Origin of the sequence: Burkholderia sp. MSMB1078WGS (assembly GCF_001528895.1) — a bacterium.
Taxonomy (GTDB): domain Bacteria; phylum Pseudomonadota; class Gammaproteobacteria; order Burkholderiales; family Burkholderiaceae; genus Burkholderia.
In genome coordinates this window covers 36,336-63,335 of the sequence record NZ_LPDI01000061.1, presented here as the reverse complement: position 1 = coordinate 63,335, position 27,000 = coordinate 36,336, and the positions used below count along the sequence as shown (strand labels likewise).

Genomic DNA, 27,000 nt, shown 5'->3' with positions numbered 1-27,000 from the left:
CGCTCAGCCGCCGCCGTGCGCGGCGAACAGCGCGCGCAGCAACGCCATCAATCCGCTGTCGGGGCTCAGCAGCGAATGCAGCGACGCGTACACCACCGGCAGGAACAGGATCATCATCAGCACCGCGAGCGCGCTCTTCAGCGGCTGCGAGAACACGAAGATGTTGAGCTGCGGCACCGCGCGGCCGACCAGGCCGATGCCGAGCTCGACGAGCACCAGCACGATCGTGACCGGCGCGGCGAGCTTCACCATCCATTCGAAGATCGTGTCGGTCTGCCGCATGATGAAGGTCTGCAGCATCGACGAGAAATCGGGGCCGAGCGAGCCGATCGGCCACCATGCGTACGACTGCGCGAACAGTTGCACGAGCACCTGCAAACCGCCCGCCGTGACGAACAGCGCGATCGCGACGAAATTCAGGAATCCCGAGGTCGGGCCGCCCTCGTGCCCGCCCATCGGATCGAAGAAGGCGGCGCTGCCGCTGCCGGTCTGGAAGTCGATCAGGTAGCCGACGCCCTGGATCGCGAACAGCACCGCGCTGAACGCGCCCGCGAGCAGCATGCCGACCATCGCCTCCTTCGCGACGAGCACGCACCACATCAGGAACGGCAGCGCGGCCACCTGCGCGGCATCGATCGTCGGCGCGACGAACGCCGCGATCACGACCGCGATCCCGTTGCGCACGAGGCCCGTGACGATCTGTTCGTTGAACACCGGCACGACGAACATGATCGGCAGCAGGCGCGGCATCACGTAGAGCAGCGGCCGCAGCATGCCGGCGACGTCGTTGAAGCCCGCGGCCTGGTCTAGCATCGGCGCTCCGCGGCGGCGGGCGGGGCGGGATCGTCGGGCGCGGCGCAGGCATCGGCTTCGGCGGCGCTATCGGCGCCCGTTTCCGTTTCGGTCATTGCCGCATCGAACGCGGCGGCAGCCTCCGGCGGCGTGGACGCATGGCCCGACGCATCGCCCGCGCCGGCCACCCAGGTGCCGCCCGTCGCGAAGCGCCGCACCGCGTAGCCGTCCGCGACTTCGTCGGCGTCGCGCTCGACCCGCGCGGCGCGCGCGTGCAGCGCCTTCTCGCCGGCCTTCTCCAGCTTGTCCTCGGCGGCCTTCGCCTTGCGCGCGGCGCGCTGCAGGTCGGCGAGCGTCGCCTCGTGACCGCGATGCACGTGCGCGGCCTCGCTCACCGACGCGTTCGCGGTGCCGATATGGCGGTCGAACGTGCGCGTATCGGCCGCCGCGTTCTGCAACGCACGCGCTTCGCGCACGTCGTCGGCCAGGCGCGCCTGGATCGCCGCCTTCGCCGCGACCTGCTGCGCGAGCTGCGCCTGCGCGGCCGCCAGCGCGCGCCGGCTCTGCGCGGCAATGCCCTGCTGGCGCGCGGCCGCGACGCGCGCGATCTGGCTGCGCATCTCGCGCACGCGCTTGAGGCGGGCGAGCGTCGCGAGCACGAGGCGGTCGTCGGCTTCAGACATGATCGTTCGCCAGCTTCGTCAGCTTCGCGAGCAGCGTGTCGAAGCGCACGTCCTCGTCCGACGCCTGCGCGCAGAACGCGCCGATCGCATCGCGTGCGCGCAGCGCGAGATCGCCAAGCCGGTCGCTGCCTTCGCGATACTCGCCGATCTGCACGAGCAGTTCGATTTCCTGGTACTTCGCGATCAGCTCGCGCACGCGTGCGGCCGCATGCTGGTGCGCGCGGCTCGCGACGAGCGGCATCACGCGCGACAGGCTCGCGAGCACGTCGATCGCCGGATAGCGGTTCGCGAGCGCGATCTTGCGCGACAGCACGATATGGCCGTCGAGGATCGAGCGCACTTCCTCGGCGATCGGGTCCGACTCCTCGTCGCCTTCGACGAGCACCGTATAGAGCGCGGTGATCGACCCGTGCGCGCCCTGCCCCGCGCGCTCGAGCAGGCGCGGCAGCACCGCGAAGGTCGACGGCGGAAAGCTGCGCCGCGTCGGCGGCTCGCCGCTCGCGAGGCCGACCTCGCGCTGCGCGCGTGCGAATCGCGTCAGCGAATCGACCAGCAGCAGCACGCGCTTGCCCGCATCGCGGAAGTGCTCGGCGATCGCGGTCGCGACCAGCGCGGATTTCACGCGCTCCATCGCCGGGCGATCCGACGTCGACACGACGACGATCGATCGCGCGCGCACCTCGGGCGACAGGCTGTGCTCGATGAATTCGCGCACCTCGCGGCCGCGTTCCCCAACCAGCGCGATCACGTTCACGTCGGCCTGCGCGCCGCGCGCGATCATCCCGAGCAGCGTGCTCTTGCCCACGCCCGACGGCGCGAAGATGCCGACGCGCTGCCCGATGCCGAGCGTCATCAGGCCGTCGATCACGCGCACGCCGGTCGGAAACGGCGTGTCGATCATCTTGCGCGCGAGCGGGTTCGGCGGATCCTGCTGCGTCGACACCCACGCGGCACCCGTCACCGGCCCGCGATCGTCGAGCGGCCGGCCGAGCCCGTCGAGCACGCGGCCGAACAGCCCTTCGCCCACCGGAAATACATGCTCGCGCCCGGACGGCACGACGGTCGTCTCCGGCGACAGTCCCGCCACGTCGCCGAGCGGCGTCAGCAGCGTCGTCTGCCGCGAGAAGCCGACCACCTCCGCGAGCAGCGTCGGCTGGTTCGGCGTGCGCAGCTCGCAGATTTCGCCGAGCCGCGCTCGAATGCCCGTCGCATTCAATATCTGCCCGACCGCGTGATTGACGCGGCCCTGCACCGACACCGGCGAGAAAAACGCGAGCCCCGCGTCGAGCTCGCCGACGAGGCGGCCGCGATCGAACGGCACGCCGTCGTCGTCGCCGCTGCCGAACGGCTGCGTATCGTCGAGCGGCGCGTTCATCGCGCGGCGCCCTTCAGCGCGTCGCGGCGGATCGCCTGACGCAACGCGTCGATCTGCAGGTCGAGGCTCGCGTCGATGCGCCCGGACGGCGTCTCGACCGTGCATGCGTGGCGTTCGAGCTGCGCGTCCTCGACGATGCGGATCTTCTGCCGGTTCGACTGCCCCGCGAACGCGCCGCCGAGCGCGTCGCGCATCTCCTCCGTGCGACCGGGCGCGACGCGCACGATCAGGAACGCCTCGTCGCGCACGAGCGGCGCGATCCGCGCGAGCGCGGCCTCGTACAGCTTCTGCGTGCTCATCTCGCCGACGATCGCGCGCACGGCTTTCACGACGATATCGGCCATCGCGTCCTTCATCGTCTCCATCGTGCGCGTGGCGGCGAGCGCTTGCGTGTACGCCTGCGCGGCCTGCTCGCGCTGCGCGCGGCGCATGCCTTCGTCGTAGCCGGCTGCCTGGCGCTTGTCGAATTCGCGCTGCGCGTCGGCGACGATGCGCGCCGCCTCTTCATGCGCGGTCGCGATCACCGCCGACGCGTCGAGCAGCGCCGCGTATTCGCGCTCCTTGAGCACCTTGCGCTCCGACAGCAGTTGCAGGTTGTCGCTCGTGATCAGAAAAGCCAGTCCCATGACGCGAGCCTCTCGGGAATCAGAAACAGGAACATCAGTTCGCCGAACTGGTCGCGCTGCGCGCGGTTCAGCCAGTACGGCGCTTCGTCGTCGATCGCGCGGTTGAATTTCAGGCGTACGCGCCGCGCCACCGCGTCGCCGGCCACGCCGATGAAATCCGCGAGCAACCGGCCGCCGCGCGCGCGGATCACGGCCGGCAGCGCGGCGGGATCGGCACGCCACGGTTCGAGCGTTTCGGCGAGCGCGCCGAATTCCGGCGCGCGTTCGAGCGCGAGTTCGAGCGCATCGCCGCCGAGCCGCGCCGCGACTTCCGCGCGGATGCGCCGCCCGGCCAGCGCGTCGCGCAGCCATGCGCGGTGCAGCAGCAGCCCCGCATACGCGGCCAGTTGCTCGAGCGCCGCGCCCGGCAGCAGCGCGAGCCGCGCGCACGGATTCGCCACGGCGAAGTCGTGGCGGTCGGCCACGCCGTTGACGTCGAGCAGATGGCGCGCCAGCAGCTTGCGGCCGGCCGCGCCGAACGCGTCCGGCGAACGGTAGCGCGCGGGCCACTCGGCCGGCACGCGCGTCACGTGCAGATAGCGGTCGGGCCGCAGGTTGAAGTCGCAGACCAGCGCATGAAACGCGGCAGCGCGCGCGGCGGGCGGCGGCGCAAGCGGCTGCAGCCACGGCAGCAGCGCCGCCTCGGCCGCATCGCCTGACGCCGGCGCGTGCGGATCGCTCATGCGCCGTCGCGCGCGCCGTCCGGCGTACGCAGCCCGCCGCCTGCCTGCTGCGCGGCCGCGCCGCCGCCCCCGTTCGCGCCGCGCGGCGCGCCGAGCAGGCCCGCGAGCCGTGCACCGAACATCCCGCGCCGGGCGGCCGACAGCGCGATCACCGCGCAGGTCAGCAGGATCAGCGCGAACACGAGCCAGCCGAGCGGCGAGCGCAATCGCAGGATGTCCGACACCGCGCTGCCGATTCCGTCCACGCGCGTCGCGCGTGCGGCGGCCGGCTGCAGGAACAGCGACACGTTGTCGTACTGCAGCCCCTCGATGCTGTGCGCGACGAGATCCTTGACCATCGGCGCCATCGCGCGCAGGTCGACGCCCTGCCGGTAACGGATGTACACCGCGGCCGACGACGGCTTGATCTTGTCCGCGAGCGGATCGTTCTCCGGAATCACGACCTGCACGCGCGCGACCACCACGCCCTCGATGTCCTGCAGCGTGCGCGACAGATCCTGCGACACGCCGTACAGGTAGCGCACGCGCTCCTCGGCCGGCGTCGATACGAGGCCCTGCTTCTGGAACAGCTCGCCGAGGCTCGCATAGCTCGGCTTCGGCAGCCCGTTCGCCTGCAATACCGTGAGCGCCGCCTGCATGTCGCCGTCCGCGACGCTCACGAGCCACGCGTTGCGGTCCGACGTGTCGCGCGCGTCGTTGTCCTTCGACGCGCTGATGCCCGCGTCGCCGAGCACCGCGACCATCTGGTTCGCGTCGCGCTCCGACAGGCCCGAGTACAGCTCCTTCTGGCACCCGGCCAACAGCACGAGCAGCCCCGCGAGCAGCGCGCGCGCCGCCCGGCTGCGCCACGCATGCGTGCGCGGCGTCGAATCGATCATCGTCATCGTTTGTCCGCTTCAGGGCGCGTGAAGGCGCATGGCCGCCACGCGCGCTTTCACTCCTGCGTCTTCAGCACCGTATGCGTGAAGCCGTTCGCCGCCTGCGCAACCGACAGGCTCAACTGGTATTCCGAAATCGTGGTGGTTGCCGTCCACTGGAAATCCATCGCCTTCACCATCGTCATCAGCGGATCGCTGCGGCTGTCTGCCATCGACGTCAGCATTTCGCTGCGGTGCTTGTCGATGTTCGCGTACCGCGCGTCGAGATCGTTGCCGTACGTGCGCAACCGCTCGACGAGCGACGACTGGTTCGCCTGCGCGGGCGTCATCTGCACGGCCGGCGCCGCATCCGCTGGCGCGCGCGACATCGCGACGCCCGACGAAGACGGTGCGGTGGCCGGCGACGCGCCCGGCTGCATCAGCGCATCGAACTGGCGCACCTGCGCCGGATCGGACGTCGCACCCGTTTGCTGCGCGGCACTCGCGAGCGCGGCTGCGCCCGGCGGCGCCGCGCCTACGCCTGTTACCGACATGATCGTGTCCTCCTTGACCGGCAGAGCCGGGAACGGGCCGGCCGGCACGCACCCACGCCACACCGGGCGCCCGTCACGGGCGGCCCCGGCATCCGGCGTCGCGCGGCACGGCCGGCGACCGGCGTCACGCGCGGCCGGCGGAACTCAGGTGTTGCGCAACCTGGGCATTCGCCGTCCCCTCCTGCGCGGTCACTGCGTTGCTGGTTTCGAACGTCGCAGTCGATTGCTGAACCTGGAAGTTGATCTTCGTCAGTTCGAGCTGCGTCTTGGTCAGGTCGTCGGCCTGCTTCTGCACGTCGCCCGTATTGGTCACACCACCTGCTGCCGAGGTACCCATGCTTCGCTCCTTTACGTGAACCACACTCCACATTCCGGCGGCGGCCCCATGCCCCGCCGGCGACGTGACGCGCCGCATGCGCGCGGCGTGTCGCGTAATGCGCGCATCGCGCGACGCGATGCGCCGATCCTGTCGCGACCCTAGTGCGTCGCGGCGTTCGATGCGCCGGCCGCCGCGACGGCCGGCGTCGCCGGCGCATCGGGCAACAGCGTCGGCCCCGGCACCGGCTGCGCGACGCCCGCCGCCGCGCCGCTCGCGAGCGGTGCGACGGGCGGCGCCGGCGCCTGCTCGGGCGCGCTCGCCGACGCGCCGCCGAGCGGCATCGTGATGCGCTGGCCGTTGCGCTTGAACACCACGGCGTCCGGCCCGATCGATACGACGGTCGCCCCCTCCTTCAGCCGTGCGCCTTCGAAATAGCGGCTGCCGTCGACCGTCTCGATGTAGCGCTGGTCGCCGTCGCCGGCGAACACGGTCGTGATCTCCGGAATGCCGGCCGTGCCGCCGAGCGTCGTCGCCGTGCGCGGCGCGGCCGCATCGGCATCGCGCACGTGATCGACCACCTCGAGCGCCGGGCGGGCGTCCTTCATGTAGTTGCGGATGCGCGGCTCGATCTGCGCGCGCGCGGCCGTGCCCGTCAGCTCGATCCGCCCGCGGCCGAGATACGTGACCGTCAGCGCCGTGTCGCTGAAATAGGTCTGCGCGGTCGCCACGAGATCGCTGACCACGTAGATGTTGCCCAGCGCCGCGTTGTCGACGCCCGCGACGATCTGCGCGACGCGCTCGCGCGCGGCCGGGTCGCTCACGTAGCCCGACACGATCACGCCGTCGTCGCGCGGCGCGACGGCCAGCTCCGGATACGCGTGCAGCAGTTGCTGCAGCCGGTGCGTGCGCGCGAGCACCGACTCGTGCTGCCACGGCAGCCGCCCCGACCACGCGACGAAGCCGTAGCCGAGCGCGCCGAGCAGCACGCCCAGCCACAGCGCGACCAGCGCGATCACGAGCCGCCGGCTGCCGAGGCGGCGCAGCCCGCCCGTGAGCCAGCCGAGCCACGCGGCCTCGCGCGCGGCGTCCGGCGCGTCGGTTTCGTCGGGCAGCGCGACGCTCGCCTGCGCATGCCGCGCGATGCCGAGCCGGATCGAGCCGACCGTCACGACGTCGTTCGGCGTCAGCGAGCGGCGCCCGGTGCCGAGCGGCTCGTCGTTGAACAGCACCGGCGCGCCGGTGTCGCCGCCATGGTTCTGCACCGTCACCGCGAGCGCGCCGACCTGCAGGCACACCTGTTTCGCGCCGATCTCGCGATCGGGCAGGATCACTTCGCAATCGGCCGCCGTGCCGACCCAGTTCGCGCCGCGCGCGAGCGACATCGTGCGGCCGTACATCGGCCCGCTCAGGAAGCACAGGTTCCACGGCGACGCGAGCGCGGCCGAGCCGGCCCCTGCGCCTCCCGCGCCGCCGGGCAATGCGCCTTCGCCGTGCGGTTCAATGATGCTCGTCGACATGCGTGACCACTCCTGCGGTCGTCGCCGGCTGCGCCGCCGCATCCGGCGGCGGCGGCAAAGCGGGCGGACCGAACTTGGTGCCGGGCAGCGGCTTCGGCGTCAGCGGAACGGCGATGTCGTTGTCCGGCGGGCGATACATCGACATCCCTTCCTGGTTCGCCGGACCGTCGACGCCGGGGTTCACGGGCGCGCCATCGGGTGCATACATCGACGCGGTCGTCACCACGCGCGGCGTCAGCAGATAGAACCGCTCCATGTGATTGCCCGACTTGTCGGTGTACTTGAACAGGTTGCCGATCAGCGGGATGTCGGACAGCCACGGCACGCCGCTCTTGTTCAGCCGCACCTCGTCGTCGTTGAAACCGGCGATCAAGAGGCTCTTGCCTTCGTCGATCATCGTCTTGGTGACGATGTTGCGCTGCTGGATCACCGGCACGTTCGACACCGCCTGTCCCGGCACGATATTGCCGTCCTGGATGTCGATCGACATCATCACGCTCTGCGGATTGCCCGAGACGGCCGCCGCATTGCGGATCGCCTCGTCGACGATCATCGGCGTCACCTTGATGCTCGTGCCGGTCGTCACGCTGTACAGCGACGAATCCTGGTAGCCCGGCACCTGCACGTAGAACTGCGTGAGGTTCTCGAGGATCGCCTCGGTGTTGTCGAGCGCGAGCACCTTCGGCTTCGAACGCAGCTGCGCCTGGCCTTTCTGCGCGAGCGCGTTCACGCGCGTGAGCAGGTAATTGCGCAGCGAGCCGCCGATCGACGCGGTCAGCGCGATGCCGGTCGGCATGAAGGTGCCGGTCGACCCCGTTTCGGACGCGCCGACGCCGAACGTGAGCGGCGGATTGCCGGCGCCGTTGTACTGCGTGTTGCCGTTCAACGGGTTCGCGCCGTTGCCGATCTGCACGTCGCCGTGCGTCGTGTGCAGGCGCCAGTCGATCCCGAGGCTGTCGAGCGAATCCTCGTTGATGTCGATGATCGTCACGTTGATCTCGACGATGCGCGGCCGCTCGTCGAGCTGGCCGATCAGCGACTGGTAGCGGTACATGTTCTCCGGCAGGTCGCGCACGATCACCGCGTTGATCGCCGGATCGGCGACGATCTGCGGCAGCGTGTCGCCGCCGCCGTTGTTCGAGAACGGCGAGAATCCGCCGCCCAGGCTGCTGTCCGCACCGCCGTAACCGCCCTGCCGCGGGCCGCCGGAAATATCGGGGAAATCGAGCCGCGGCACCGCGATCGTCAGCCCCGAGCCGAGCTTCACCTGCCGCGCGGCCTGCCCGAGCGGCGTGCTCGACGGCGCCGCGGTCGTGCCGCCGCCCTTGCCGAACAGCCTGCGCAGGATCGTCGCGACGCCCGGCACCGTCACCTCCTTGCCCGAGCGGTTGATCGTGAAGTCCGACGCCCAGCCGTATTTCAGCCGGAACGCGCGAATGTCCGCATGCGCGCCGTTCGCCGACGGATCGCCGACCGAGCCGACCGCCTGTCGCACCAGCTCGACATAGCGGCGCGGGCCGGCCACGTACACGCTGTTCGCACGGTCGTTGATCACCAGCGTGTAGCGCTTGTCCGGAATCTGCATCGCCTGCAGCGCGCGGCCGATTTCGCCGGATGCGTTCGGCGGGATCGGGATCATCTGCGTCTGCGACTGGTCGGCCGGATCGACGTACAGGAACGAGCCGTCGTAGTACCACGTGAGCCCGTAGGTCGAGCAAATCGTGTCGAGCGTCTGCTGCGGCGTGCCGGAGAAGCGGCCGCTGATCACGCCGTCGACCTTCGGGTCGACCACCGCCGTCACCCCCTGCGACGACGCGAGCTCGCGGATGAAGTCGCCGATCTTCTTGCCGTTCGCGACGATCGTGAACGGCTTGTTGCGCCAGCGCAGGTCCGCGGCGCGCGCATGCTGCGCGGGCGCCATGCACAGCGACGCCGTGAGCAGCGCGGTCGCGCACACGGCGAGCGCGGCCCGTTGCAGGCTGCGCGGTTGAAACCGGATCGAGGCGACGCGTCGACGCATCAAAGGACTCCTGTGGAAGAAACGAACATGCGTTCCAGCGCCTGCTGCGCGAAGCGCAGCACTTCGCCGCCGAGCCAGCCCGACAGCAGCACGAGCGCGACCATCACGGCGATCAGCCGCACCGCGATGCCGATATTGGCGTCCTGCACCTGCGTGACGGCCTGCAGGATCGCGACGACGAGGCCCGTGACGGTCGCGATCAGCACGATCGGCAGCGACAGCAGCAGCACCAGCATCAGCGCCTGGCGCGTCAGGTCGAGGATCGTCGAGCTCGTCATTGCACGGCCCCCGGCGCGCGCACGTCGGCGCCCGCGCCGACCGTGCCGTCGTCCGGCGGGTTCTTCACCCAGCCGACCGTATGCAACTGCACGTCCTCCTCGACTTCCTGGTACGACAGCACCGCGAGTTCGGGCAGCACCGGCTGCAGGATCGTCTTCACGTAGCGGCGCGCGCCGAGCGCGACCATCACCGCGAGCCGCGCGGCGCCCGGCGCGTTGCCGTGGCTGCCGGGGCCGGCCGCCTGCGCGGCCTGCACGATCGCGCGCACCTGCTCGCCGATGTCCTGCTTGACCGCGCTCGACAGCGCGAGGAAATTACCCTGCTTGGTGCGCATCACCGCGCTCTCGATCCGTTCCTGCAGGTTCTGCTCGAACAGCACGACCCGCAACTGGCGCGCCGTGCCCGCGTGACGATCGGTGATCATCCGGCGCAGGTCGACGCGCACGAGTTCGACCAGCGCGATCACGTCGTCGGGCTCGTTCGGCGCCCACGTGATCAGGCTCTCGAAAATCACGCGCAAATTGCGGATCGGCACCTGCTCGGCGAGCAGCCGGCGCAGCACCTCGGTCACGCGCTGCAGCGGCACGAGCCGCGTCAGTTCGCCCACGAGTTCCGGATGATCGCGGCGCACCAGATGCACGAGCGCCTGCGTCTCCTGGATGCCGAGCAGTTCGTCCGCATGCTGGCGCACGATCTGCTCGACGTGCGCGGCCAGCGCGCCCTCGCTCGACAGCCATTTGCCGTCCGGCGCCGCGCCGTCCGGCTTGATCCACAGCGCGGTCGCGAACGGGCCGAACGCCTCGGCCGGCTGGCGCTCCGCGCGCTCGGGCAGCGGCGCGACGCCGTCCCACAGCAGCCAGCCCGGCTTCAGCGCGCCGTGCGCGACGAGCACGTCCTGCAGGTAGATCCGGTACGTGCCGGCCGGCGCCCCCTCGTCGTCGTTCAGCGTGATGCGCGGAAACACCGTGCCGATGTCCGCGTCGACGCGCGCTTTCGCGCTCGACAACGCCGCCTGCAGTTGCGCGAGGTTCAGGCCCGTGCGCAGGTCGTCGGACAGCGACACCGCGATCAGCGACGTGACGCCCGCCGCATGCGACACCTTCGCGGGCTGGCCGTCGTCGGCCGCGCCGACGCGCCCCGCGACGTGAATCAGGTTGAAGCTCGGCGAGGACGTCTTGCGCTTGAGCTGCGAGAACGCGAAGACGCCGAGGCCGAGCGCGATCAGCGCGAACGACCATTTCGGAAAACCGGGCACGACGAGAAAACCGGTCAGCACGAACGCGGCGATCAGCAACGCACGCGGGTGCGCGCCCAATTGCTCGCCGAGCTGTTCGCCGAGCTGGCGCTGCCGCGCATCGCGCGTCGCGACGCGCGTCGTCACGATGCCCGCCGCGATCGACACGAGCAGCGACGGAATCTGCGACGCCATCCCGTCGCCGACCGTCAGGATCGCGTAACGCTGCAGCGCCTCGCCGATGTCCATCCCGTGCATCAGCGTACCGACCGCGATCCCCGCGACGATGTTGATGAACGCGATCACGAGCCCCGCGATCGCGTCGCCCTTCACGAACTTCATCGCGCCGTCCATCGCGCCGTGCATCTGCGATTCCTGCTCCAGCTTCTCGCGGCGCTCGCGGGCTTCGTCGGCGCTGATGATGCCCGCGCGCAGGTCGGCGTCGATGCTCATCTGCTTGCCCGGCATCGCGTCGAGCGAGAAGCGCGCGCCGACTTCGGCCACCCGCTCCGACCCTTTCGCGATCACGATGAACTGCACGACCGCGATCACGAGGAACACCACGCCGCCCACCACCACGTTGTTGCCGACCACCAGCCGCCCGAACGCATCGATCACGTGGCCGGCGTTCGCATGCAGCAGGATCAGCTTGCACGACGCGATGTTCAGCGCGAGCCGGAACAGCGTCGTAAACAGCAGCAGCGCGGGAAACGACGAGAAGCTGACCGCGGACGGCACGTAGGTCGACACCGTCAGCAACACGACGCTCGCCGCGAGATTCAGCGAGATCATCCCGTCGAGCGCGGCCTGCGGCAGCGGCAGGATGAACAGCGCGACGACCGCGACGATGAAGGTCGCGAGAAACAGGTCGGCGCGCGGCGAGGCGCCTCCGAGGCGCCGTCCGGACACGCCGCGGCCGGCGGAAAACCACCGCTGCCAGTCGCGGGAGAGCGCCTTCGGTTCAGCCATCGTGCCGTTGTCCTGTCGTTGTCGCCGGCTGGCACGGGCAACCCTTCCCCGTGCTGCGCGGACCGTTGAATGGGACGAGTGTAGCGACGGGAAACGGCGGAAAAAGAAGCGCGCCTCGTAGCGCGAAAGCGCGTTTTCCTCAGACGATCGAATCGGACTACGAAACCCGGCGGCCCGCTCGGGCACGTGCCGCCGGAACCGCTTCCATCGCGCGCCGGGGGCCGGCGCGCGCCTGCGACGGGCGCCGGATCAGGACGGCAGCCGCCGCGCGGCGAGGTACGCGAGCTGCGCGCGGTTCTGCACGTTGAAGAGCTTTTCCAGCGAGCGAATGTGGTGCCCGACCTTGTGCAGCGACGTACGCAGCGCGCTCGCGATCTCCTGGTCGGACAGCCCGTGCACGAGCCGGTCGAGCACCTGCTGCTGCTCGTCGCCGAGCGCGAAGCCGCGCATGCGCGCGACCCGCGCCTCGAGGAACGGCAGCGCGACGCGATGCACGGCAAGACTGACCGACAGCGCGCCGCCGATCACGCGATCGTCGATCCAGTCGGTGCCGTGCGTTTCCGACGTCACGTTCACCGCGACGCGCAGGTCGAGGTGCGGCGCCGACAGGCTGAAGATCACGCCGCTGTTCATCGCATGCGCGCGCAGATGGCCGGCGAGCGCGAGCACCTTGCGGTCGCCGCTGCCCTGTGCGGCCGCCTCGATCTCGTCGAGCCGCCACGCGACCGGGAAGCCGCTCTGCCGCACCTGCGCGAAGCGCGGATCGCTTTCGTACAGCATCCCTTCGATGAACGGCTGCATGAACGTCGCCGGCGCGAGGTCGCGCAACAGATGCGCGCGCAGAATGCGCCGCCCGATCATTTCGTACGCGCCGTAACCGAGCGTACTGAATCCGATTTGCCGCAATCGCGCATGGCATTGCGCGAAATCGAATGACGCGAGGTCGCTTTTACCGGACGTTATTTGAATACCGGTAAAAACGTCGCGCTCGATTGCATGATATTCGTTCGAATAAGCGGCAGCGGCCGCTATATCGGCTTGTGAGAACCACTCGACGCGTGGTGCGCCGTCAGCATATGTCATGAGGAGCCCGCCCCTTTCCCAATATGTGAAACTGCGCCCCGTCACGATCTGGTCTTTTCTTTATGATTTTCTGGTCGTCGCCATAGGCGTGCGAATATGAACCTTTCGCCGCCATTCGTATTACGGCATATTACGCACACACCGGCATTTTTGTACAATGCCCCCGCGTTTCGTCAGGGATGACGATCGGCGCATATCACAACGATGCTCGGTCGCACCGCCGCGAATGCCGTACACGATACGGCCGCCGCCAGGCGATGCGCGTCGATTCCGAGGGATGGCTCATGTCCGATATTGCATTGCATGAAGAAGCGGTCGCCCCAACCACCTTGTCCCGCTCGTCGCGCGGATCGCACGCAAGCGCGGACGCGCTGCGCGAGCGCCCCGTGCAGGTCGTCTGGTGCGACGACGTGAAAGGCGGCGACGTCGCGCAGCCGCACGCGCCGAAGCTCGGCGTCGCCGATACGCTCGCGCACGCGCAGAGCACGGCCGAGCGCAACCGGATCGTCGCGAGCCTGCTGCATCTGACGGGCTTCTCGACGTTCGCGTACTTCGCGCTCGAATTCACGCGCGAGCGCGTCGAAAGTCTTTACCTGCACGAAGCGTTCACGCCGGCCACCTATCGCGGCGACTACGTGCGTCACAACCATCACGACGTCGATCCGCGCACGCTCGGCGCGCGCGTGTGCAACATGCCGATCGTGTGGGACCTGCAGCAATTGCGCCGCGAACACCGCGAGCGCGACGACGCGCCGTGCGTGAGCCCGGCCGCGCTCGACGGCTTCCTGCAGACGATGCAGGACGACGGGATGTGCAGCGGCATCATGTATTCGATGGCCGTGCCGGGCACGCGGCTGCACGCGTTCATGAGCTTCACCGCGCCGCGCCGCACGCGCGAATGGATCACGCCGGCGACGATCGAGCAGGCACTGTCGATCGGGCTGTCGGTACACAAGTTCGCGTCGCCTCAACTGATCTCGACGTCGCGCGAGCGCGCGGTCAACGGGCTCACGCCGTTCGAGCAGGAGCTGCTGCTCGGCATCGCCGAAGGTGCGTCCGACAAGGAAATCGGCCGGCGTCTCGACACCAGCGCGCACAACGTCGACTATCACCTGCGCAAGCTGCGCAAGCGCTTCGGCGTCGCGAACCGGATCCAGCTCACGTACCTGACGTCGAAGCTCGAGCTGATCTGAGCACGGGCGCGGCGCGGGCGCCGCTTCGCGAAACCGGGCGCGCATACGCACATGCCGGCCTCGCGGGCCGGCATGCATGGGTTGCGGCGCGGCGCCGGGTCCGGCGCCGCGTCCGGTCAGACGGGCAGCATTACTTCAGCAACGTCATCTGAACGACCTTCACGATCACGAGACCGACCGCGATCACCAGATAGCCACGCAGCACGGCCATCCAGATCCGCGTCACGAGCGTCATGTTCTGCGGCTCGAGCGTGTCGAGCGGCGGCATGCGCCACGTGTCGCGCAGCGAACGGTCGACGGCCGGCTCGACGACGCGCTTGTGGCGGCGAATCAGCACCGTCGCGAGATAGCCGGCGATGGCGAGCACGGTGCCGCCCACCAGCACGTCGACGATCGCCTCCCCGCTGATGTCCGGATACATCACCGACGCGGTCAGGATGATCGACAGCAGCACCAGCACCCAGATCACCGCGCCCGTGAACACGTTGAGCTTCGTCGAGTTGACCCACGGCCCCAGCACCTGGCGATCGTTGCACAGCACCAGCAGGAACACCGTCGCGCTCGGCAGCAACACGCCGGCCAGCGTCTGCACGGCTTCGGTCAGCAGCCCGAGCGGGCTGCCCGGGATCAGCACGAGCGTGGCCGCGGCCGCGACGATGCCGAAATAGACGAGATAGAAGCCCTTCGCGTCGGTCACGCCGCGATGCAGCGAGTGGCGGATCTTGAACACGTCGCCGATCGCGTACGCGGTCGACAGCGACACGGCCGCCGCGCCGATGATGCATGCGTCGAGCAAGGCGACCGCGAACAGCGTCGCGCTCGTGCGGCCCGCATACTTCTCGAGGCCCGCGATGACGCCGCCCGCGTCGGTGAAGTTGCCGGCTTCCGGATGGCCGCCGAACAGCGCCGAGCTGAAGCCGATCATCGCGACCGCGCCCACCAGCACGAACGCGATGCCGATCCACAAGTCGGCCTTTTCATATTTCATGAAGCGCGGCGTGATGCGCTTGTCGATCACGTAGCTCTGCTGGAAGAACAATTGCCATGGCGCGACCGTCGTGCCGACGATGCCGATCACGAGCAGCATCACGTCGGACAGCTTCGCGTGCGCGGGCCAGTTCGGCACGAAGAAATCGCGCGTCATCTGCGCGACGGGCGGGTGGATCGAGACGAGCACCGGCACGAGCAGCAGGCTCAGCACGCACAGCCCGATCGCGAACCGCTCGAAGCGCCGGAAATCGCCGGTACTGACCGCGGCCATCGTCAGCGCGGCGGCGACACACACGCCGGCCACCTTCGGCAATCCGAAGAAATCCAGCACGAACGTGATGCCGATGAACTCGGTGACGATGGTCAGCGCGTTGAGCAGGAACAGGTCGATCACGCTGAACGCGCCCCAGAACTTGCCGAAGCGCTCGAAGATCAGGCGCGCATGGCCAACGCCCGTGACCGCGCCGAGGCGCAGCACCATTTCCTGGTTCACGTAGAGCACCGGCACGAGCAGCAGCAGGGTCCACAGCAGCGTCGTGCCGTAGTTCTGGCCGGCCTGCGTATAGGTGCCGAATGCGCCGGCGTCGTTGTCGCCGACCATCACGATCAGGCCCGGGCCGATGATCGCGAGCAGCGTGCGCAGGCGCGCCCACCACGTGCCGCGCGCGCCGGTGTCGTGGTGCGCGATCGTGCCGAGCGCACCGCGAATGTCGCCCAGATGGGCTTCGTCGAGCACGGCGCCGCGATCGGCCGCGATCGGTGGAGAGACGTTGGATGGCGTGGACATGATGTATTCCGTACGGCTAAGGGTTGTTCGATAAGCGTGTGACCTTGGAATGCGCACGCGGCGCCCGCCCTCGGGCGGCTGCGCGTGCGCATGCCGAGGCGCGCTCGGCGTTTCTTCTCAGTGGATCAACCATTTCAGCTGGTTCAGCAGGCGGGCGAACACCCGCGGACGGGCATCGAGCGTCAGCATCGCGTCGTAGTGGTGGCGCGATTCCGTGACGTGCGGAAAGTTCGACAGCAGAAGGCCGAAGTTCATGGTCTGGCTCCGTGCGGCGACGGCAGGCGTGCCGGCCGCGTCGTGGGCGCGGGGCCAGTCCGGGGCCTGAACGACGTGTCAGGCTAGTCGGCCGGATTGTCCCCGCGACCCGGGTTCGAAAGGGTCTGCGTATGCAACGGGCATAAGGGACAACTGTCACTGTCGTTCATGGCGGCTCCTGTGCGGTGTTCCGGGGAACACGGTTGACCGCCGTCCGGCTTGCGGGCCGGCATTCGCGCGCCCGGAGAACGGATGCGCGAACGCGGCCGCCTGCCGGGCGGGGGTGAAACCGGGCAACGCATGCGAAAACGCATCACGCTAACCGGCGCGAATCAGGGTGCACGTAGGGAGTGGCTGCGAAGTACTGCTGCGCGCACCGTTTGCCCGGGAGACAAACGGCGGCTTCGATGAGGCGCGGACGTCGGTCGCTCAGGCGGAAATTTCGTTCGAAGATCGACTACTGCAGGCGTCCAAGGCGGCGGCCCCAAGAGTGAAGATGGCGGATTCTATGGACCGCCCGAAAGTGAAGTCAACCCCTCGAAACCCCATTTTTCGAAATAAATTTCCCGCCCGCCGCGATTGAAAGATTTCACCCTGAAATAACGTTCCGAAACCTTTCAGTGCCGTCATGAGGCGGCCACGCGCCGATGCGTGCGAGCAACGGCCCGGCACCCCGCCGCGCATCCTTTTCGCCATCGGCGGGCGGCCGCGCGGCGGCGCCGCTGCGCCGCCACGCTCGCACCACACAGCGCATCTTTCGTGCGTTTTTTACTTGCGCCGCAGCAAAAGTCGCGACTACAATCCGCCCCAATTCATCACGGGAGACCCTCCGTGGACACATGCTCTAGTTGTAGTTCGATGCCGGTCCAGGCCGGCCAAGCCATCGCGAGATAGCAGCCAGACGCATGTCTTTTGCCGCTAGCTCGCACTCGTCGGGTTAGCGCGCCTCCAGCCGGGCCGGCCATCGCCGGTTCGTCAGTCGCACGCTCCGCCATGTTCCATCCTCCGATCGCAGGCCGCGTCACGCACCCGCGCTCGATCACGTCGTCCGGCGTTCGCCGGACGCAACGGAGGCAGCGTCATGTTCTTTCAATCGTTCGCGGTCAGACTCAAGCGCATCGTGCGCGTCGCGTGCAACGGCTCGCTTTCCGGCCGCGCATCGTTCGCCCGGGCATTCGGCCACTGGCGCGGCCGGGCGCTCGCCCATGCACCGGCGCCGCGCCCGCTCGACTGCCTGCTCATCGCCGCGACGGCGACCGCGGTCGCGCTCGCCGCGCTGCTGTGCTCGGTCGCGCCCCGCGTCGGCTTCGCGCACGTGTGGCGCGTCGGCGGCTGGCTGCCGTAAGCCCTTCTCCGCGCGGGCCGTCTCGTCGCATGCCCCCGCATCCCGTTCCCGTTTCCTCAGCTTAACTAATCAAACTGCCAACGGAACCCAAATGAAGAACCCGCTCTCACCCATCCCGCGCAAGCGTCGCGCCGATGCGCTCGCCGCGCTGCTGCTGTCGCTCGCCGCCACCTCCGCATTCGCACAAGCAGCGTCCGCCGCCGAACCGGCGGCCGGCGCGGGCGACGCTACCGCCCCCACGCAACAGGCCGCCGATGCTGCCGCGCCCGCGCCCACCGGCCTCTGGGAACGCTCGAACCTGCTCGGCAACATGGGCGGCCTGCGTGACGTGCTCGACGAGCACGGCGTCACGCTGAGCCTGCAGGAAACCAGCGAGTATCTGTACAACACGTCCGGCGGCACGGGTCGCGGCGGCGCGTACCAGGGGCTCACGCAATTCGGTTTCGACGTCGATACCGGCAAGGCGATCGGCCTGCCGGGCGGCACGTTCAACGTGTCGGGGCTGCAGATCCACGGCACCAACCTCACGCAGCGCTACCTGCAGACGTTGCAGACCGCGACCGGCATCGAGGCCAATTCGACCACCCGCCTGTGGGAACTCTGGTACCAGCAGTCGCTGCTCGACGGCAAGGTCGACGTGAAAGTCGGCCAGCAGAGCGTCGACCAGGAATTCATGGTGAGCCAGAATGCGGCGACGTTCATGAACGCGACGTTCGGCTGGCCCGTGCTGCCGTCCACCGACCTGCCGTCCGGCGGCCCCGCGTATCCGCTGTCGTCGCTCGGCGTGCGGCTGCGCGTGAAACCGGCCGACGCGTGGACCGCGATGGTCGGCGTGTTCGACGGCAACCCGGCCGGCCGCGCCGACGGCGACGCGCAGGTGCTGAACGCGCATGGCACCAACTTCAACCTGCGCAGCGGCGCATTCGTGATCGGCGAAGTGCAGTACGCGCTGAACGCGCCGCCCGCCGATCCGAAGGCCTCGCAACCGGCGGGCCTGCCCGGCACGTACAAACTCGGCTTCTGGTATCACTCGCAGCATGCGAACGATCCGCGCTACGGCGCCGACGGGTTGTCGCTCGCCGATCCGGCGAGCAACGGTACCCCTGCCACGCATCGCGGCAACTACGGCTTTTATGCGGTCGCGGATCAGATGGTGTGGCGGCCGTCCGCCGACAGCCCGCGCTCGGTCGGCGTGTTCGCGCGCGTGATGGGCTCGCCGGGCGATCGCAATGTCGTCGATTTCGCCGCCAACGCCGGCGTGACGCTGAAGGCGCCGTTCGCCGGACGCGACAACGACGTCGCCGGCATCGCGATCGGCTACGCGAAGATCGGCTCGCATGCGCGCGGCCTCGACGGCGACACCGGCGCGTACACGACGCCCGGCTATCCGGTGCGCCGTGCGGAGACGGTCGTCGAGGCGACCTATCAGTACCAGATCGCTCCATGGTGGCAAGTGCAGGCCGACCTGCAGCACTTCTTCCGCCCGGGCGGCGGCATCCCGAACCCGAACGCGGCCGGCGCGCGCATCGGCGACGAAACGGTGGTCGGCGTGCGCACGACGATCACGTTCTGACGCCCGCCGCATGAAAACACGGGCCGGACGGCCGCTTGCGCGACGGTCCGGCCCGTGGGGTTGCCTGCCGTGCAAGCACACGGCCCGCCCGCGGCTTACCCGCGGTGCATTACTCGCCGTACAGCCCCAGCAGCTTCAGCGTGACGCCGTTGGTCCAGCCGAAGCCGTCCTGCAACGGATATTCGCCGCCCCCGCCGCCGCCCGTGCCGGTGCCCTCGACCACGTATTTCTCGACGAGCTTGCCTTCGGTCGCGTACACGTGCTTCACGTCGGACAGGAAACGCGTGCCGATGTCCTTCGCGAGCGCCGGCTCGCCGTAACGGCGCAGCCCGTCGATCGCGATCCACTGCAGCGGCGCCCAGCCGTTCGGCGCATCCCACTGCTGGCCCGTGTTCTCGGTCGTCGTCGCGAGGCCGCCCGGCTGCAGCAGCGTCTTGCGCACTTCGCGCGCGGTCGCCTTCGCGCGCTCCGGCCACGCGACGCCCGCGAACAACGGATACAGCGCGGCCGCCGTCACGCCGTCGCGCGGCTTGCGCAACTGCCAGTCATAGTCGCCGTAATAGCCGCGACGGTTCCACAGGTAACGATTGATCGCGGCCGCACGCCGCGCCGCGCGCCCTGAAAAATCGGCCACGCAGGCGATGTCGCGCGTGATCGCGCAGCCCTTCACGATCGTCGTCTCGAGATGGAACATCAGGCTGTTCAGGTCGACCGGCACGATCGAGGTCGTGCGGATCGTCGCGAGCGTCTTGCCGTCGCCGAACCAGCGCGAGCTGTAGTCCCACCCGCTTTCGGCGCCCGCGCGCAGGTCGCGGTACACCTCGTTCGCCGGGCGGGACGGCACCGATTTCGCGGTGGTCACGTCCTCGAGATACGACTCGTCGCGCGGCGTGTCGCTCGCATCCCAGTAGCGGTTCAGCACGGCGCCGTCGGGCATCGCGACCACGTTGCGCGCCGCCTGCCCGCGCGGCGTCGTGGTTTCGCCCTGCATCCAGTACGCATACTCCTTGCGCAGCGCCGGCAGGTATTTCTGGTAGACCTTGTCGCCTTCGGCCTGCGCGGCGAGCGTGACCATGTACGCGAAGAACGGCGGCTGCGAACGGCTCGCGTAGTACGTGCGGTTGCCGTTCGGGATGTGCCCGATCGTATCGATCAGATATGCGAAGTTGTCGAGCATGTCGTCGACGAGATCCTCGCGCCCCGACACCTGCAGCCCGAGCATCGTGAAATAGGTATCCCAGTAGTAGCCTTCGCGGAAACGGCCACCCGGCACGACGTACGGCTTCGGCATGGGAATCAGCGAACTGTACGGGGGCGCCGTGACGCTCGTGCGCGTGAGCTGCGGCCACAGCCAGTCGATATGCTGGCGCAGCGTCTGATTCGGCGGCGGCGTCACGCCGCCTTCCGGGGGCGGCGTGAAATGCTGGTCGACGAACGCCTTCAGCGAGAAGCCCGGCTGCGATTTCTGTTGCTGATACAACTGCACGATCGTCGCGGGGTCGGTATCGGGCGTGGCGTCGACGAAGGTCTTCTGGTCGGGGTAGAGCTGCGCGGTCTGCACCGCGACGAACAGGTCGCCGTAGAGCTGGCTCGGCGGCGGCAGCAGCGTGCCCGACGCGGGAGCGGGAGCGGCTGCGGTGGTGGCAGGCATCGCGGACTGGCTGGCCGCTTGCGCGGCGGCCTGGTTCGCATTGTCGGCCTGCGCGGCGCAACCGGCGACGGCGAGATAGGCGATGGCCAGTGCAGCAGCCCAGCGCAGACGCGGCGCGGGCGGTGACTGGCGCGACGGGAAGCGAGATGCAAGCGGTGCGGCACGACGTGACGTCATGGCGTGTCCCCTCCTTTCGATGGTGAGTGGATCGGCACGAGGTCTCGTTCGCGCGCGCGTTCGTCTCGATGGCCTTCGATCGATACGCGTCATGTTGTGGAGCGAATGGGTGCGACTGTCGCACGAAACATGCATATCAAGCAAGTTTCGATTCGCGCGACTCCCGGAGATAGCCGCGCACCGCCCGCCACGCGCGCGCGTCGAGCGCATCCGCATCGGTCTCGCCGCGCGCGCCCGCCGCGTCGACGATGCCTTTCACGATCGCGAGCAGATCGTGCGCGACGACGTCGGGCGCGGCGACGCGCGGCGCATCCCGCAACCCGAGCGCATGCAGCAACGTCGCGTGGATGCGGTCCGCGACGCGCGCGGTGCGCGCGCCGAGCGGCAACCGCGCCTCCTCGAAATCGATCAGCCGCGCGAGCGCCGGCCGGCGCATCTGGTGCGCGACGGCCCCGCGCACCAGCGTGCGCAGCACGTCGTCGCAGGACGACAGCGCGGCCGCCCGCTCGACGTCGTCGAGCAGATGCGCGCTCTCGCGCTCGACGAGCGCAGCGGTCAGCGCATCGCGGTTCGGGAAATATTGGTAGAGCGAGCCGATACTCACGCCGGCCAGCGCGGCGACGGCGTTCGTCGTGTAACCGTCGAAGCCGTCGCGCTCGAGAATGCGAGCGGCAGCCTCGACGATCGCATCGACGGTGGCCACCGAGCGGCGCTGGCGCGGCGCCTTGCGCGGCGAAAGCGGAATGCGCGACGACGATTCGGACATGGCGGGAGGCGGGCTTGAATATGAGCAATCGCTCATATTTTAGGAACGTCCTGCCGCTCCGTCAAAAGGCATCGATCCGGCCGGCCAACGTCGATCCACTCGTCGCATTCGAGCGCCAACGCGCGGTCGACGCGCCGTGCGACACACCGTTCGGCGATCACTGCGGCGACGTCCAGCCCGGCATCGAAAACGCGCCCACGCTCCGCTGCGGCGACACTGCGTTGTTCGTGCCAGGCAACGCATGCGGCACGCACCGGCAACGCATCGCTCGCACATGCGCAGTCGTCCCTTCGCCGCCATCCTCCGGAAAAGACGACTGTTGCAACATGCGGAACAACTGTTGTCGCACGTGACGCAGCGGTCACATTGTGGGCATAATGACGCCTTTACCGCGCGCCCAGCCCATGTCGCCCGTCTTTCTAGCACCGCTCATCGTTGCCTGTGCGTTGTTCATGGAAAGCGTCGACGCGAACATCATCGTCACCGCACTGCCTGCGATGGCGAGGGACTTCGGGCACAACCCCGTCACCCTGAACATTGCGATCACGGCCTACGTGGTCGGTCTCGGCGTGTTCATTCCGATCTGCGGCTGGCTCGCCGACCGCTTCAGCGCGCGCGCCGTGTTCCGCACCGCGATCGGCATCTTCGTCGTCGGCTCGCTGATGTGCGCGGCGTCCAACTCCCTCGGCGTGCTCACGTTCGCACGCTTCATACAGGGCGTCGGCGGCGCGATGATGGTGCCGGTCGGGCGCATCATCATCTTCCGCGCGGTGCCGCGCTCCGATCTCGTGCGCGCGATGAACTACCTCGCGATTCCCGCGCTGTTCGGGCCCACGGTCGGGCCGCTCGTCGGCGGCTTCATCACGACCTACCTGCACTGGCGGATGATCTTCTTCATCAACGTGCCGATCGGCCTCTACGGGATCTACCTCGCGAGCAAGCACATCGCGAACACGCACGAGCCCGACCCGGGCCCGCTCGACTGGTTCGGTTTCCTGTTGTCGGCGAGCGGCGCCGCGCTGCTGCTGATGGGCCTCACGCTGATCGACGGTTCGCTCACGTCGCGCTCGAACGCGATCGCCATGTGCGCGGCGGGCGCCGCGATGCTCGCGCTGTACGTGCCGTACGCGCGCCGCAAGGAGCGCCCGGTGCTCGACCTCAGTTTCCTGAAGATCCCGACGTATCACGCGAGCGTCGTGGGCGGCTCGCTGTTCCGCGTCGGGCTCGGCGCGGTGCCGTTCCTGCTGCCGCTCGCGCTGCAGGAAGGGCTCGGCATGAGCGCGTTCCACTCGGGGCTCATCACGTGCGCGTCCGCGCTCGGCGGCGCGGTCAGCCGCTCGACCGCCACGCATACGCTGCGCCGCTTCGGTTTTCGCACGGTGCTGATCTACAACGCGGCATTCGCGGGCCTGGCGATCGCCGCGTACGGCGTGTTCCATCCCGGCATGGCGACGTGGGCAATCTGGCTGATCGTGCTCGTCGGCGGCATCTTCCCCGCGCTGCAGTTCACGAGCCTGAATTCGATGATCTACGCGGACATCTCGCCGCGCGACGCGGGCCGCGCGACGAGCCTCGGCAGCGTCGTGCAGCAGATGTCGCTGGGCCTCGGCGTGACGGTGGCCGGCCTCGTACTGCACGTGTCGCACTGGCTCCAGGGCCATCAGGCGATGGTGTGGTCGGATTTCTGGCCCGCGTTCCTGGTGGTCGGGCTGTGCTCGTTCGCGTCGATTCCGATCACGCGGCGGCTGCCGCCCGGCGCCGGCGACGAAGTCGCGCGCGGCAAGCGGCAATGAGCGGCATCAAGCGGCCGGCGCGGCGGCATGACCTGTCGCGCAGCAACGGACGCCAAACCGGAAAAACAAAAAAATCAGCGGACATCCACACGGGGCCGGTGCACAGCCGCATGGATGTCCGCTCAGGGCTCCGGGGCTCCCGATGGGGGTTGGGAATCCCGGATTCGCTTCCTGCGTGCCATGGACATATGTGCGTCGGAAGCGGAATCGTTGCGCGCATTTGTCGTCGCGCCATGAACTGCACTATAGGGAAACTTGCAAAACGCATCTGTCAACCATTGTCAGACGCGTTGCGGCCGCGCGTCGCACGCGCGCGCCGCTTTCGCGCTAAAGTAGTTCCCGATCGCCACCCTCGACCGTCCTTCCGATGCTCACGCTCTCGCCCGCCGCCGCCCGCGCACTGCATCTCGCCGCCCAGGGCCTGCTCACGCCGCCGCGCCGCAAGGCGACCAAGTCCGACGTGCTCGACACCATCCGCCGGATGGCGCAGTTGCAGATCGACACCATCCACGTCGTCGCACGCAGCCCTTATCTCGTGCTGTTCAGCCGGCTCGGCGATTTCTCGCCGCACTGGCTCGACGAACATCTCGCCGAGGCGCGCCTGTTCGAATACTGGTCGCACGAAGCGTGTTTCCTGCCGATCGAGCAATTCGGGCTGATGCGCTACAAGATGCTCGATCCGTCGGGGATGGGCTGGAAATATGCGGCCGAATGGCACGCGCAGAATCGTCCGGAAATCGAACGGCTGCTTGCGCGGATTCGCGAGGAAGGCCCGGTGCGGTCAGCCGATTTCGCGCGCGAGGACGGCGTGAAGGGCAACGGCTGGTGGGATCGCAAGCCGGAAAAGCGTCACCTGGAAGTGCTGTTCACGACGGGCGAGCTGATGGTGTCGGAGCGCCGCAATTTCCAGCGCGTGTACGACGTGCGCGAACGCGTGCTGCCGGACTGGGACGATACGCGCGACCTGCCGCCGCGCGAGGCCGTACTGCCCGCGCTGCTCGACTACACGTGTCGCGCGCTCGGCGTCGTGCGCGCGGACTGGGTGGCCGACTACTATCGGCTGCCGCGCCGTTCGTACCGCGCGGAACTCGAGCGGCTCGCCGAGGCCGGCGACCTGATTCCGGTGCAGATCGACGACTGGAAGGAGCCGGCCTACGTACATCGCTCGCTCGATGCGCTGCTGCCGGCGGCGGCGGCCGATACGCTGCGCTCGACGGTTACGACGCTGCTGTCGCCGTTCGACCCGGTCGTGTGGGATCGCCGGCGCGCGTCGACGCTGTTCGGTTTCGATTACACGATCGAGTGCTATACGCCCGCGCACAAGCGGCGCTACGGCTATTTCTGCCTGCCCGTGCTGCATCGCGGCCGGCTGGTGGGCCGCGTCGACGCGAAAGCGCATCGCACGCTCGGCACGTTCGAGCTGAAAGCCGTGCACGTCGAGCCGGGCGTGCGGTTCGGCACCGGGCTCGCGACCGATGTTGCAAAGGCCGTGAAGAAACTCGCGGCGTGGCACGGCACGCCGGAGGTGACGGTCAGGCATGCACCGCCGGAACTGGTGAAGGCCCTCGCCGGTACGTAACGCGCGTACGCTCGCTCACGCAACCGGCCTACCTTGCGGCGCGCGCCGCCGGCCGCGGATATCAGTCGCGCAGCTTGCGAAAACGCGGCGTGCCGTCTTCGAGATTGCCGTTGAACATCGCTTCCGGCCGCACCCACAGCCCGCGCGCATGCGGCCACAGATGCTCGTAGACGACCACCGATTCCTCGGTTTCGGAGTGGCGCGCAACGCCGATGTAGCGGTACAGGCCGCCCTTGTAGTGGCGGTGCGTCGCGAGCTGTTCGGCTTCCTGTTCGGTCATGGTGGCTTCTCTTCGGCAAAAACGGAAAGCGCGTATTGTATGCGCTGCGCCGCCCGTCAGCGTTTCGTGTAGATGTCGGGGCGGCGGATCTCCATCAGCCGCTCGGGATTCGCGGGCGGACCGAAACCGACCGGCCGATAGAGTTCGTGCGCGTCGGTCGTGACGAGCATGATGCGGCGCAGCCGCTGCACCATCTCCTGCGCGAATACATGGTCGATCAGTGCGCGGCCGTAGCCGTTGCCGCGTTCGGCCGGCAACACGAACACGTCGCACAGATACGCGAACGTCGCGTGATCGGTGACGAGCCGCGCGAACCCGACGAGCCGGTCGCCGACGTACGCGCCGAAGCACAGCGAGCCCTCGATCGCCCGCTCGACCACGTCGCGCGGAATGCCCTGCGACCAGTACGCGTCGCGATGCAGGAATTCGAAGATCGCGTCGATGTCGAGTTCGCGCTTGTCGGTGGAAAATCTGAGCGTGGCGGGAGTGGCAGCGGGCACGTCTGTTCTCCGGTGCGAGGGGCGGAAGGCGGAGCATCGACGATACCGCGCCGTGGGATGCGGAACAAGGGGCACCAGTGTCCGCCGTGGACGAACAGCCGCACTGCTCATCCTCGATTCGGCGACAATGGCATCCGCCGATAAACCGAGACGCTGCTTCATGACCTACCGCCTCGTCGCCTTCGACTTCGACGGCACGCTCGCCGATTCGCTCGACAGTTTTCTCGCCGCGCTGTCGGAGGCGTCGCGCCTGCACGGCTTTCGCGACGCCACGCCCGAACTGCGCCCGGCGCTGCGCGGCATGTCGGCGCGCGACATCGTCCGCGCGCTCGAGGTGCCGATGTGGAAAGTGCCGCGCGTGACGATCGACATGCGCCGCCTGATGCGGCCGCGCGTCGCGCACGTGCGGCTGTTCCCCGGGGTCGACGAAACGTTCGACGCGCTCGCCGCGCGCGGCATCCGCATCGCGATCGCCACGTCGAATACCGAGGAGATCGTACGTGACCGGCTCGGCCCGCGCGCCGGCGCGCGCGTCGACCATTTCGCCTGCGGCATTCCGCTGTTCGGCAAGGCGCGCCGTCTGCGCGCGCTCGTTCGCGAGGCCGGCGTGCGCGCCGACGAAGTGCTGTACGTCGGCGACGAAATCCGCGACGCAGACGCGGCACGGCATGCACGTATCGCCTTTCAGGGTGTCGCGTGGGGCTACACGGCACCCGACGCGTTGCAGGCACATTGCGCGACGCCGTTGCTGCCGCGCCTCGATGCGCTGCTCGATCGCGTGTAACGCTTCACGCACGCCACGCCCTCACGCAGCCCACTCGCCCGATGCGCGGCCATCGCGACGGCCACGGCTGCGACGCCATCACGCCGATGAATTGCAGATGAGAAGCACGCGCATCTCATGCATTGCATGCGCCACGCGCGCGCAAAAATTGCCATCGCCGCATGCGCATCAGGTACTCGCTACCGGGCTGCACACATGCCCCTCGATTCGTCTTACCAACCGTTACACAAACCACAGCACGGTTGCACCTGCTACCCGAGCGCTCTCCTAGAATCAGTCGGGCCGGACAACCCACTT

25 protein-coding genes are annotated in these 27,000 nt (G+C 68.7%); 6 read left to right on the top strand and 19 right to left on the bottom strand.

The window, feature by feature from the left end; translation table 11 throughout:
* Positions 1-3: 3 nt before the first annotated feature.
* The 13 genes from sctT to WT24_RS15825 form a co-directional block, all read right to left on the bottom strand.
* The gene (gene sctT, locus WT24_RS15885; RefSeq protein WP_060034675.1) at positions 4-813 is read right to left on the bottom strand and encodes a type III secretion system export apparatus subunit SctT; all 810 of its coding nucleotides are present in this window, start codon (positions 811-813) and stop codon (positions 4-6) included.
* Complete coding sequence (locus WT24_RS15880; protein WP_060034672.1) at positions 807-1,475, bottom strand: hypothetical protein; 669 nt, start codon at positions 1,473-1,475, stop codon at positions 807-809. Before WT24_RS15880 ends, sctT begins: the two co-directional genes overlap by 7 nt.
* On the bottom strand, positions 1,468-2,850 hold the full coding sequence (gene sctN, locus WT24_RS15875) for a type III secretion system ATPase SctN (protein WP_060034669.1): 1,383 nt from the start codon (positions 2,848-2,850) through the stop codon (positions 1,468-1,470). Before sctN ends, WT24_RS15880 begins: the two co-directional genes overlap by 8 nt.
* Complete coding sequence (gene sctL, locus WT24_RS15870) at positions 2,847-3,476, bottom strand: type III secretion system stator protein SctL (RefSeq protein WP_059502604.1); 630 nt, start codon at positions 3,474-3,476, stop codon at positions 2,847-2,849. Before sctL ends, sctN begins: the two co-directional genes overlap by 4 nt.
* The gene (locus WT24_RS15865; protein ID WP_059502601.1) at positions 3,458-4,198 is read right to left on the bottom strand and encodes a SctK family type III secretion system sorting platform protein; all 741 of its coding nucleotides are present in this window, start codon (positions 4,196-4,198) and stop codon (positions 3,458-3,460) included. The genes sctL and WT24_RS15865 overlap by 19 nt, the downstream gene beginning before the upstream one ends.
* Positions 4,195-5,082: a type III secretion system inner membrane ring lipoprotein SctJ gene (gene sctJ / locus WT24_RS15860; RefSeq protein ID WP_060034666.1), complete on the bottom strand. Its 888-nt coding sequence runs from the start codon at positions 5,080-5,082 to the stop codon at positions 4,195-4,197. Before sctJ ends, WT24_RS15865 begins: the two co-directional genes overlap by 4 nt.
* Positions 5,083-5,132: 50 nt before the next feature.
* Entirely contained in the window at positions 5,133-5,609 is a 477-nt protein-coding gene (locus tag WT24_RS15855) for a hypothetical protein (protein ID WP_060034663.1), read from the bottom strand.
* Between the two features lie 124 nt (positions 5,610-5,733).
* Positions 5,734-5,946, bottom strand: a complete 213-nt coding sequence (locus WT24_RS15850) for a hypothetical protein (protein ID WP_006480857.1) — start codon at positions 5,944-5,946, stop codon at positions 5,734-5,736.
* 140 nt (positions 5,947-6,086) lie between these two features.
* Complete coding sequence (gene sctD, locus WT24_RS15845) at positions 6,087-7,445, bottom strand: type III secretion system inner membrane ring subunit SctD (RefSeq protein ID WP_060034659.1); 1,359 nt, start codon at positions 7,443-7,445, stop codon at positions 6,087-6,089.
* On the bottom strand, positions 7,426-9,465 hold the full coding sequence (gene sctC, locus WT24_RS15840; RefSeq protein WP_059502595.1) for a type III secretion system outer membrane ring subunit SctC: 2,040 nt from the start codon (positions 9,463-9,465) through the stop codon (positions 7,426-7,428). Before sctC ends, sctD begins: the two co-directional genes overlap by 20 nt.
* Entirely contained in the window at positions 9,465-9,743 is a 279-nt protein-coding gene (gene sctS / locus WT24_RS15835; protein ID WP_006480854.1) for a type III secretion system export apparatus subunit SctS, read from the bottom strand. Before sctS ends, sctC begins: the two co-directional genes overlap by 1 nt.
* Positions 9,740-11,947 carry a type III secretion system export apparatus subunit SctV gene (sctV, locus tag WT24_RS15830; RefSeq protein ID WP_059502593.1) on the bottom strand — a complete coding sequence of 736 codons (2,208 nt, stop codon included), beginning with the start codon at positions 11,945-11,947 and terminating at the stop codon, positions 9,740-9,742. Before sctV ends, sctS begins: the two co-directional genes overlap by 4 nt.
* 249 nt (positions 11,948-12,196) lie before the next feature.
* Complete coding sequence (locus tag WT24_RS15825) at positions 12,197-13,030, bottom strand: autoinducer binding domain-containing protein (RefSeq protein WP_059502591.1); 834 nt, start codon at positions 13,028-13,030, stop codon at positions 12,197-12,199.
* A 284-nt stretch (positions 13,031-13,314) separates the two neighbouring features.
* Between WT24_RS15825 and WT24_RS15820 the strand changes: the two genes are divergently transcribed.
* On the top strand, positions 13,315-14,223 hold the full coding sequence (locus WT24_RS15820; protein WP_059502801.1) for a LuxR family transcriptional regulator: 909 nt from the start codon (positions 13,315-13,317) through the stop codon (positions 14,221-14,223).
* A gap of 130 nt (positions 14,224-14,353) precedes the next feature.
* Here the strand turns inward: WT24_RS15820 and WT24_RS15815 are convergent, their stop codons facing one another.
* Both WT24_RS15815 and WT24_RS34900 read right to left on the bottom strand, forming a co-directional pair.
* Positions 14,354-16,000 carry an Nramp family divalent metal transporter gene (locus WT24_RS15815; RefSeq protein ID WP_059502588.1) on the bottom strand — a complete coding sequence of 549 codons (1,647 nt, stop codon included), beginning with the start codon at positions 15,998-16,000 and terminating at the stop codon, positions 14,354-14,356.
* 117 nt (positions 16,001-16,117) lie between these two features.
* Positions 16,118-16,255, bottom strand: a complete 138-nt coding sequence (locus WT24_RS34900) for a hypothetical protein (protein WP_179949356.1) — start codon at positions 16,253-16,255, stop codon at positions 16,118-16,120.
* Between the two features lie 1,081 nt (positions 16,256-17,336).
* Between WT24_RS34900 and WT24_RS15810 the strand changes: the two genes are divergently transcribed.
* Both WT24_RS15810 and WT24_RS15805 read left to right on the top strand, forming a co-directional pair.
* Positions 17,337-17,600: a hypothetical protein gene (locus WT24_RS15810; protein ID WP_060034656.1), complete on the top strand. Its 264-nt coding sequence runs from the start codon at positions 17,337-17,339 to the stop codon at positions 17,598-17,600.
* A 91-nt stretch (positions 17,601-17,691) separates the two neighbouring features.
* Positions 17,692-19,173, top strand: coding sequence for a carbohydrate porin (locus tag WT24_RS15805; protein WP_060034653.1), 1,482 nt, complete (start codon positions 17,692-17,694; stop codon positions 19,171-19,173).
* A 109-nt stretch (positions 19,174-19,282) separates the two neighbouring features.
* On the opposite strand, the gene treA is transcribed toward WT24_RS15805, so the two are convergent.
* Both treA and WT24_RS15795 read right to left on the bottom strand, forming a co-directional pair.
* Complete coding sequence (treA, locus tag WT24_RS15800; protein ID WP_060034650.1) at positions 19,283-21,001, bottom strand: alpha,alpha-trehalase TreA; 1,719 nt, start codon at positions 20,999-21,001, stop codon at positions 19,283-19,285.
* 136 nt (positions 21,002-21,137) lie between these two features.
* A complete protein-coding gene (locus WT24_RS15795; RefSeq protein ID WP_059502580.1) occupies positions 21,138-21,767 on the bottom strand; it encodes a TetR/AcrR family transcriptional regulator in 630 nt (209 codons plus the stop codon).
* A gap of 404 nt (positions 21,768-22,171) precedes the next feature.
* Between WT24_RS15795 and WT24_RS15785 the strand changes: the two genes are divergently transcribed.
* Entirely contained in the window at positions 22,172-23,560 is a 1,389-nt protein-coding gene (locus WT24_RS15785; RefSeq protein ID WP_060034644.1) for an MFS transporter, read from the top strand.
* A 367-nt stretch (positions 23,561-23,927) separates the two neighbouring features.
* Entirely contained in the window at positions 23,928-25,139 is a 1,212-nt protein-coding gene (locus WT24_RS15780) for a winged helix-turn-helix domain-containing protein (RefSeq protein ID WP_059502575.1), read from the top strand.
* A gap of 61 nt (positions 25,140-25,200) precedes the next feature.
* Here the strand turns inward: WT24_RS15780 and WT24_RS15775 are convergent, their stop codons facing one another.
* Positions 25,201-25,419 carry a DUF1653 domain-containing protein gene (locus WT24_RS15775; RefSeq protein ID WP_006480837.1) on the bottom strand — a complete coding sequence of 73 codons (219 nt, stop codon included), beginning with the start codon at positions 25,417-25,419 and terminating at the stop codon, positions 25,201-25,203.
* A 56-nt stretch (positions 25,420-25,475) separates the two neighbouring features.
* Positions 25,476-25,919 (bottom strand): GNAT family N-acetyltransferase, encoded by a 444-nt coding sequence (locus WT24_RS15770; RefSeq protein ID WP_059502573.1) that lies wholly within the window; start codon positions 25,917-25,919, stop codon positions 25,476-25,478.
* Between the two features lie 160 nt (positions 25,920-26,079).
* Here WT24_RS15770 and WT24_RS15765 point away from each other — a divergent pair, with 160 nt between their 5' ends.
* The gene (locus WT24_RS15765) at positions 26,080-26,703 is read left to right on the top strand and encodes an HAD hydrolase-like protein (RefSeq protein WP_059793386.1); all 624 of its coding nucleotides are present in this window, start codon (positions 26,080-26,082) and stop codon (positions 26,701-26,703) included.
* The last annotated feature ends 297 nt before the right edge of the window (positions 26,704-27,000 follow it).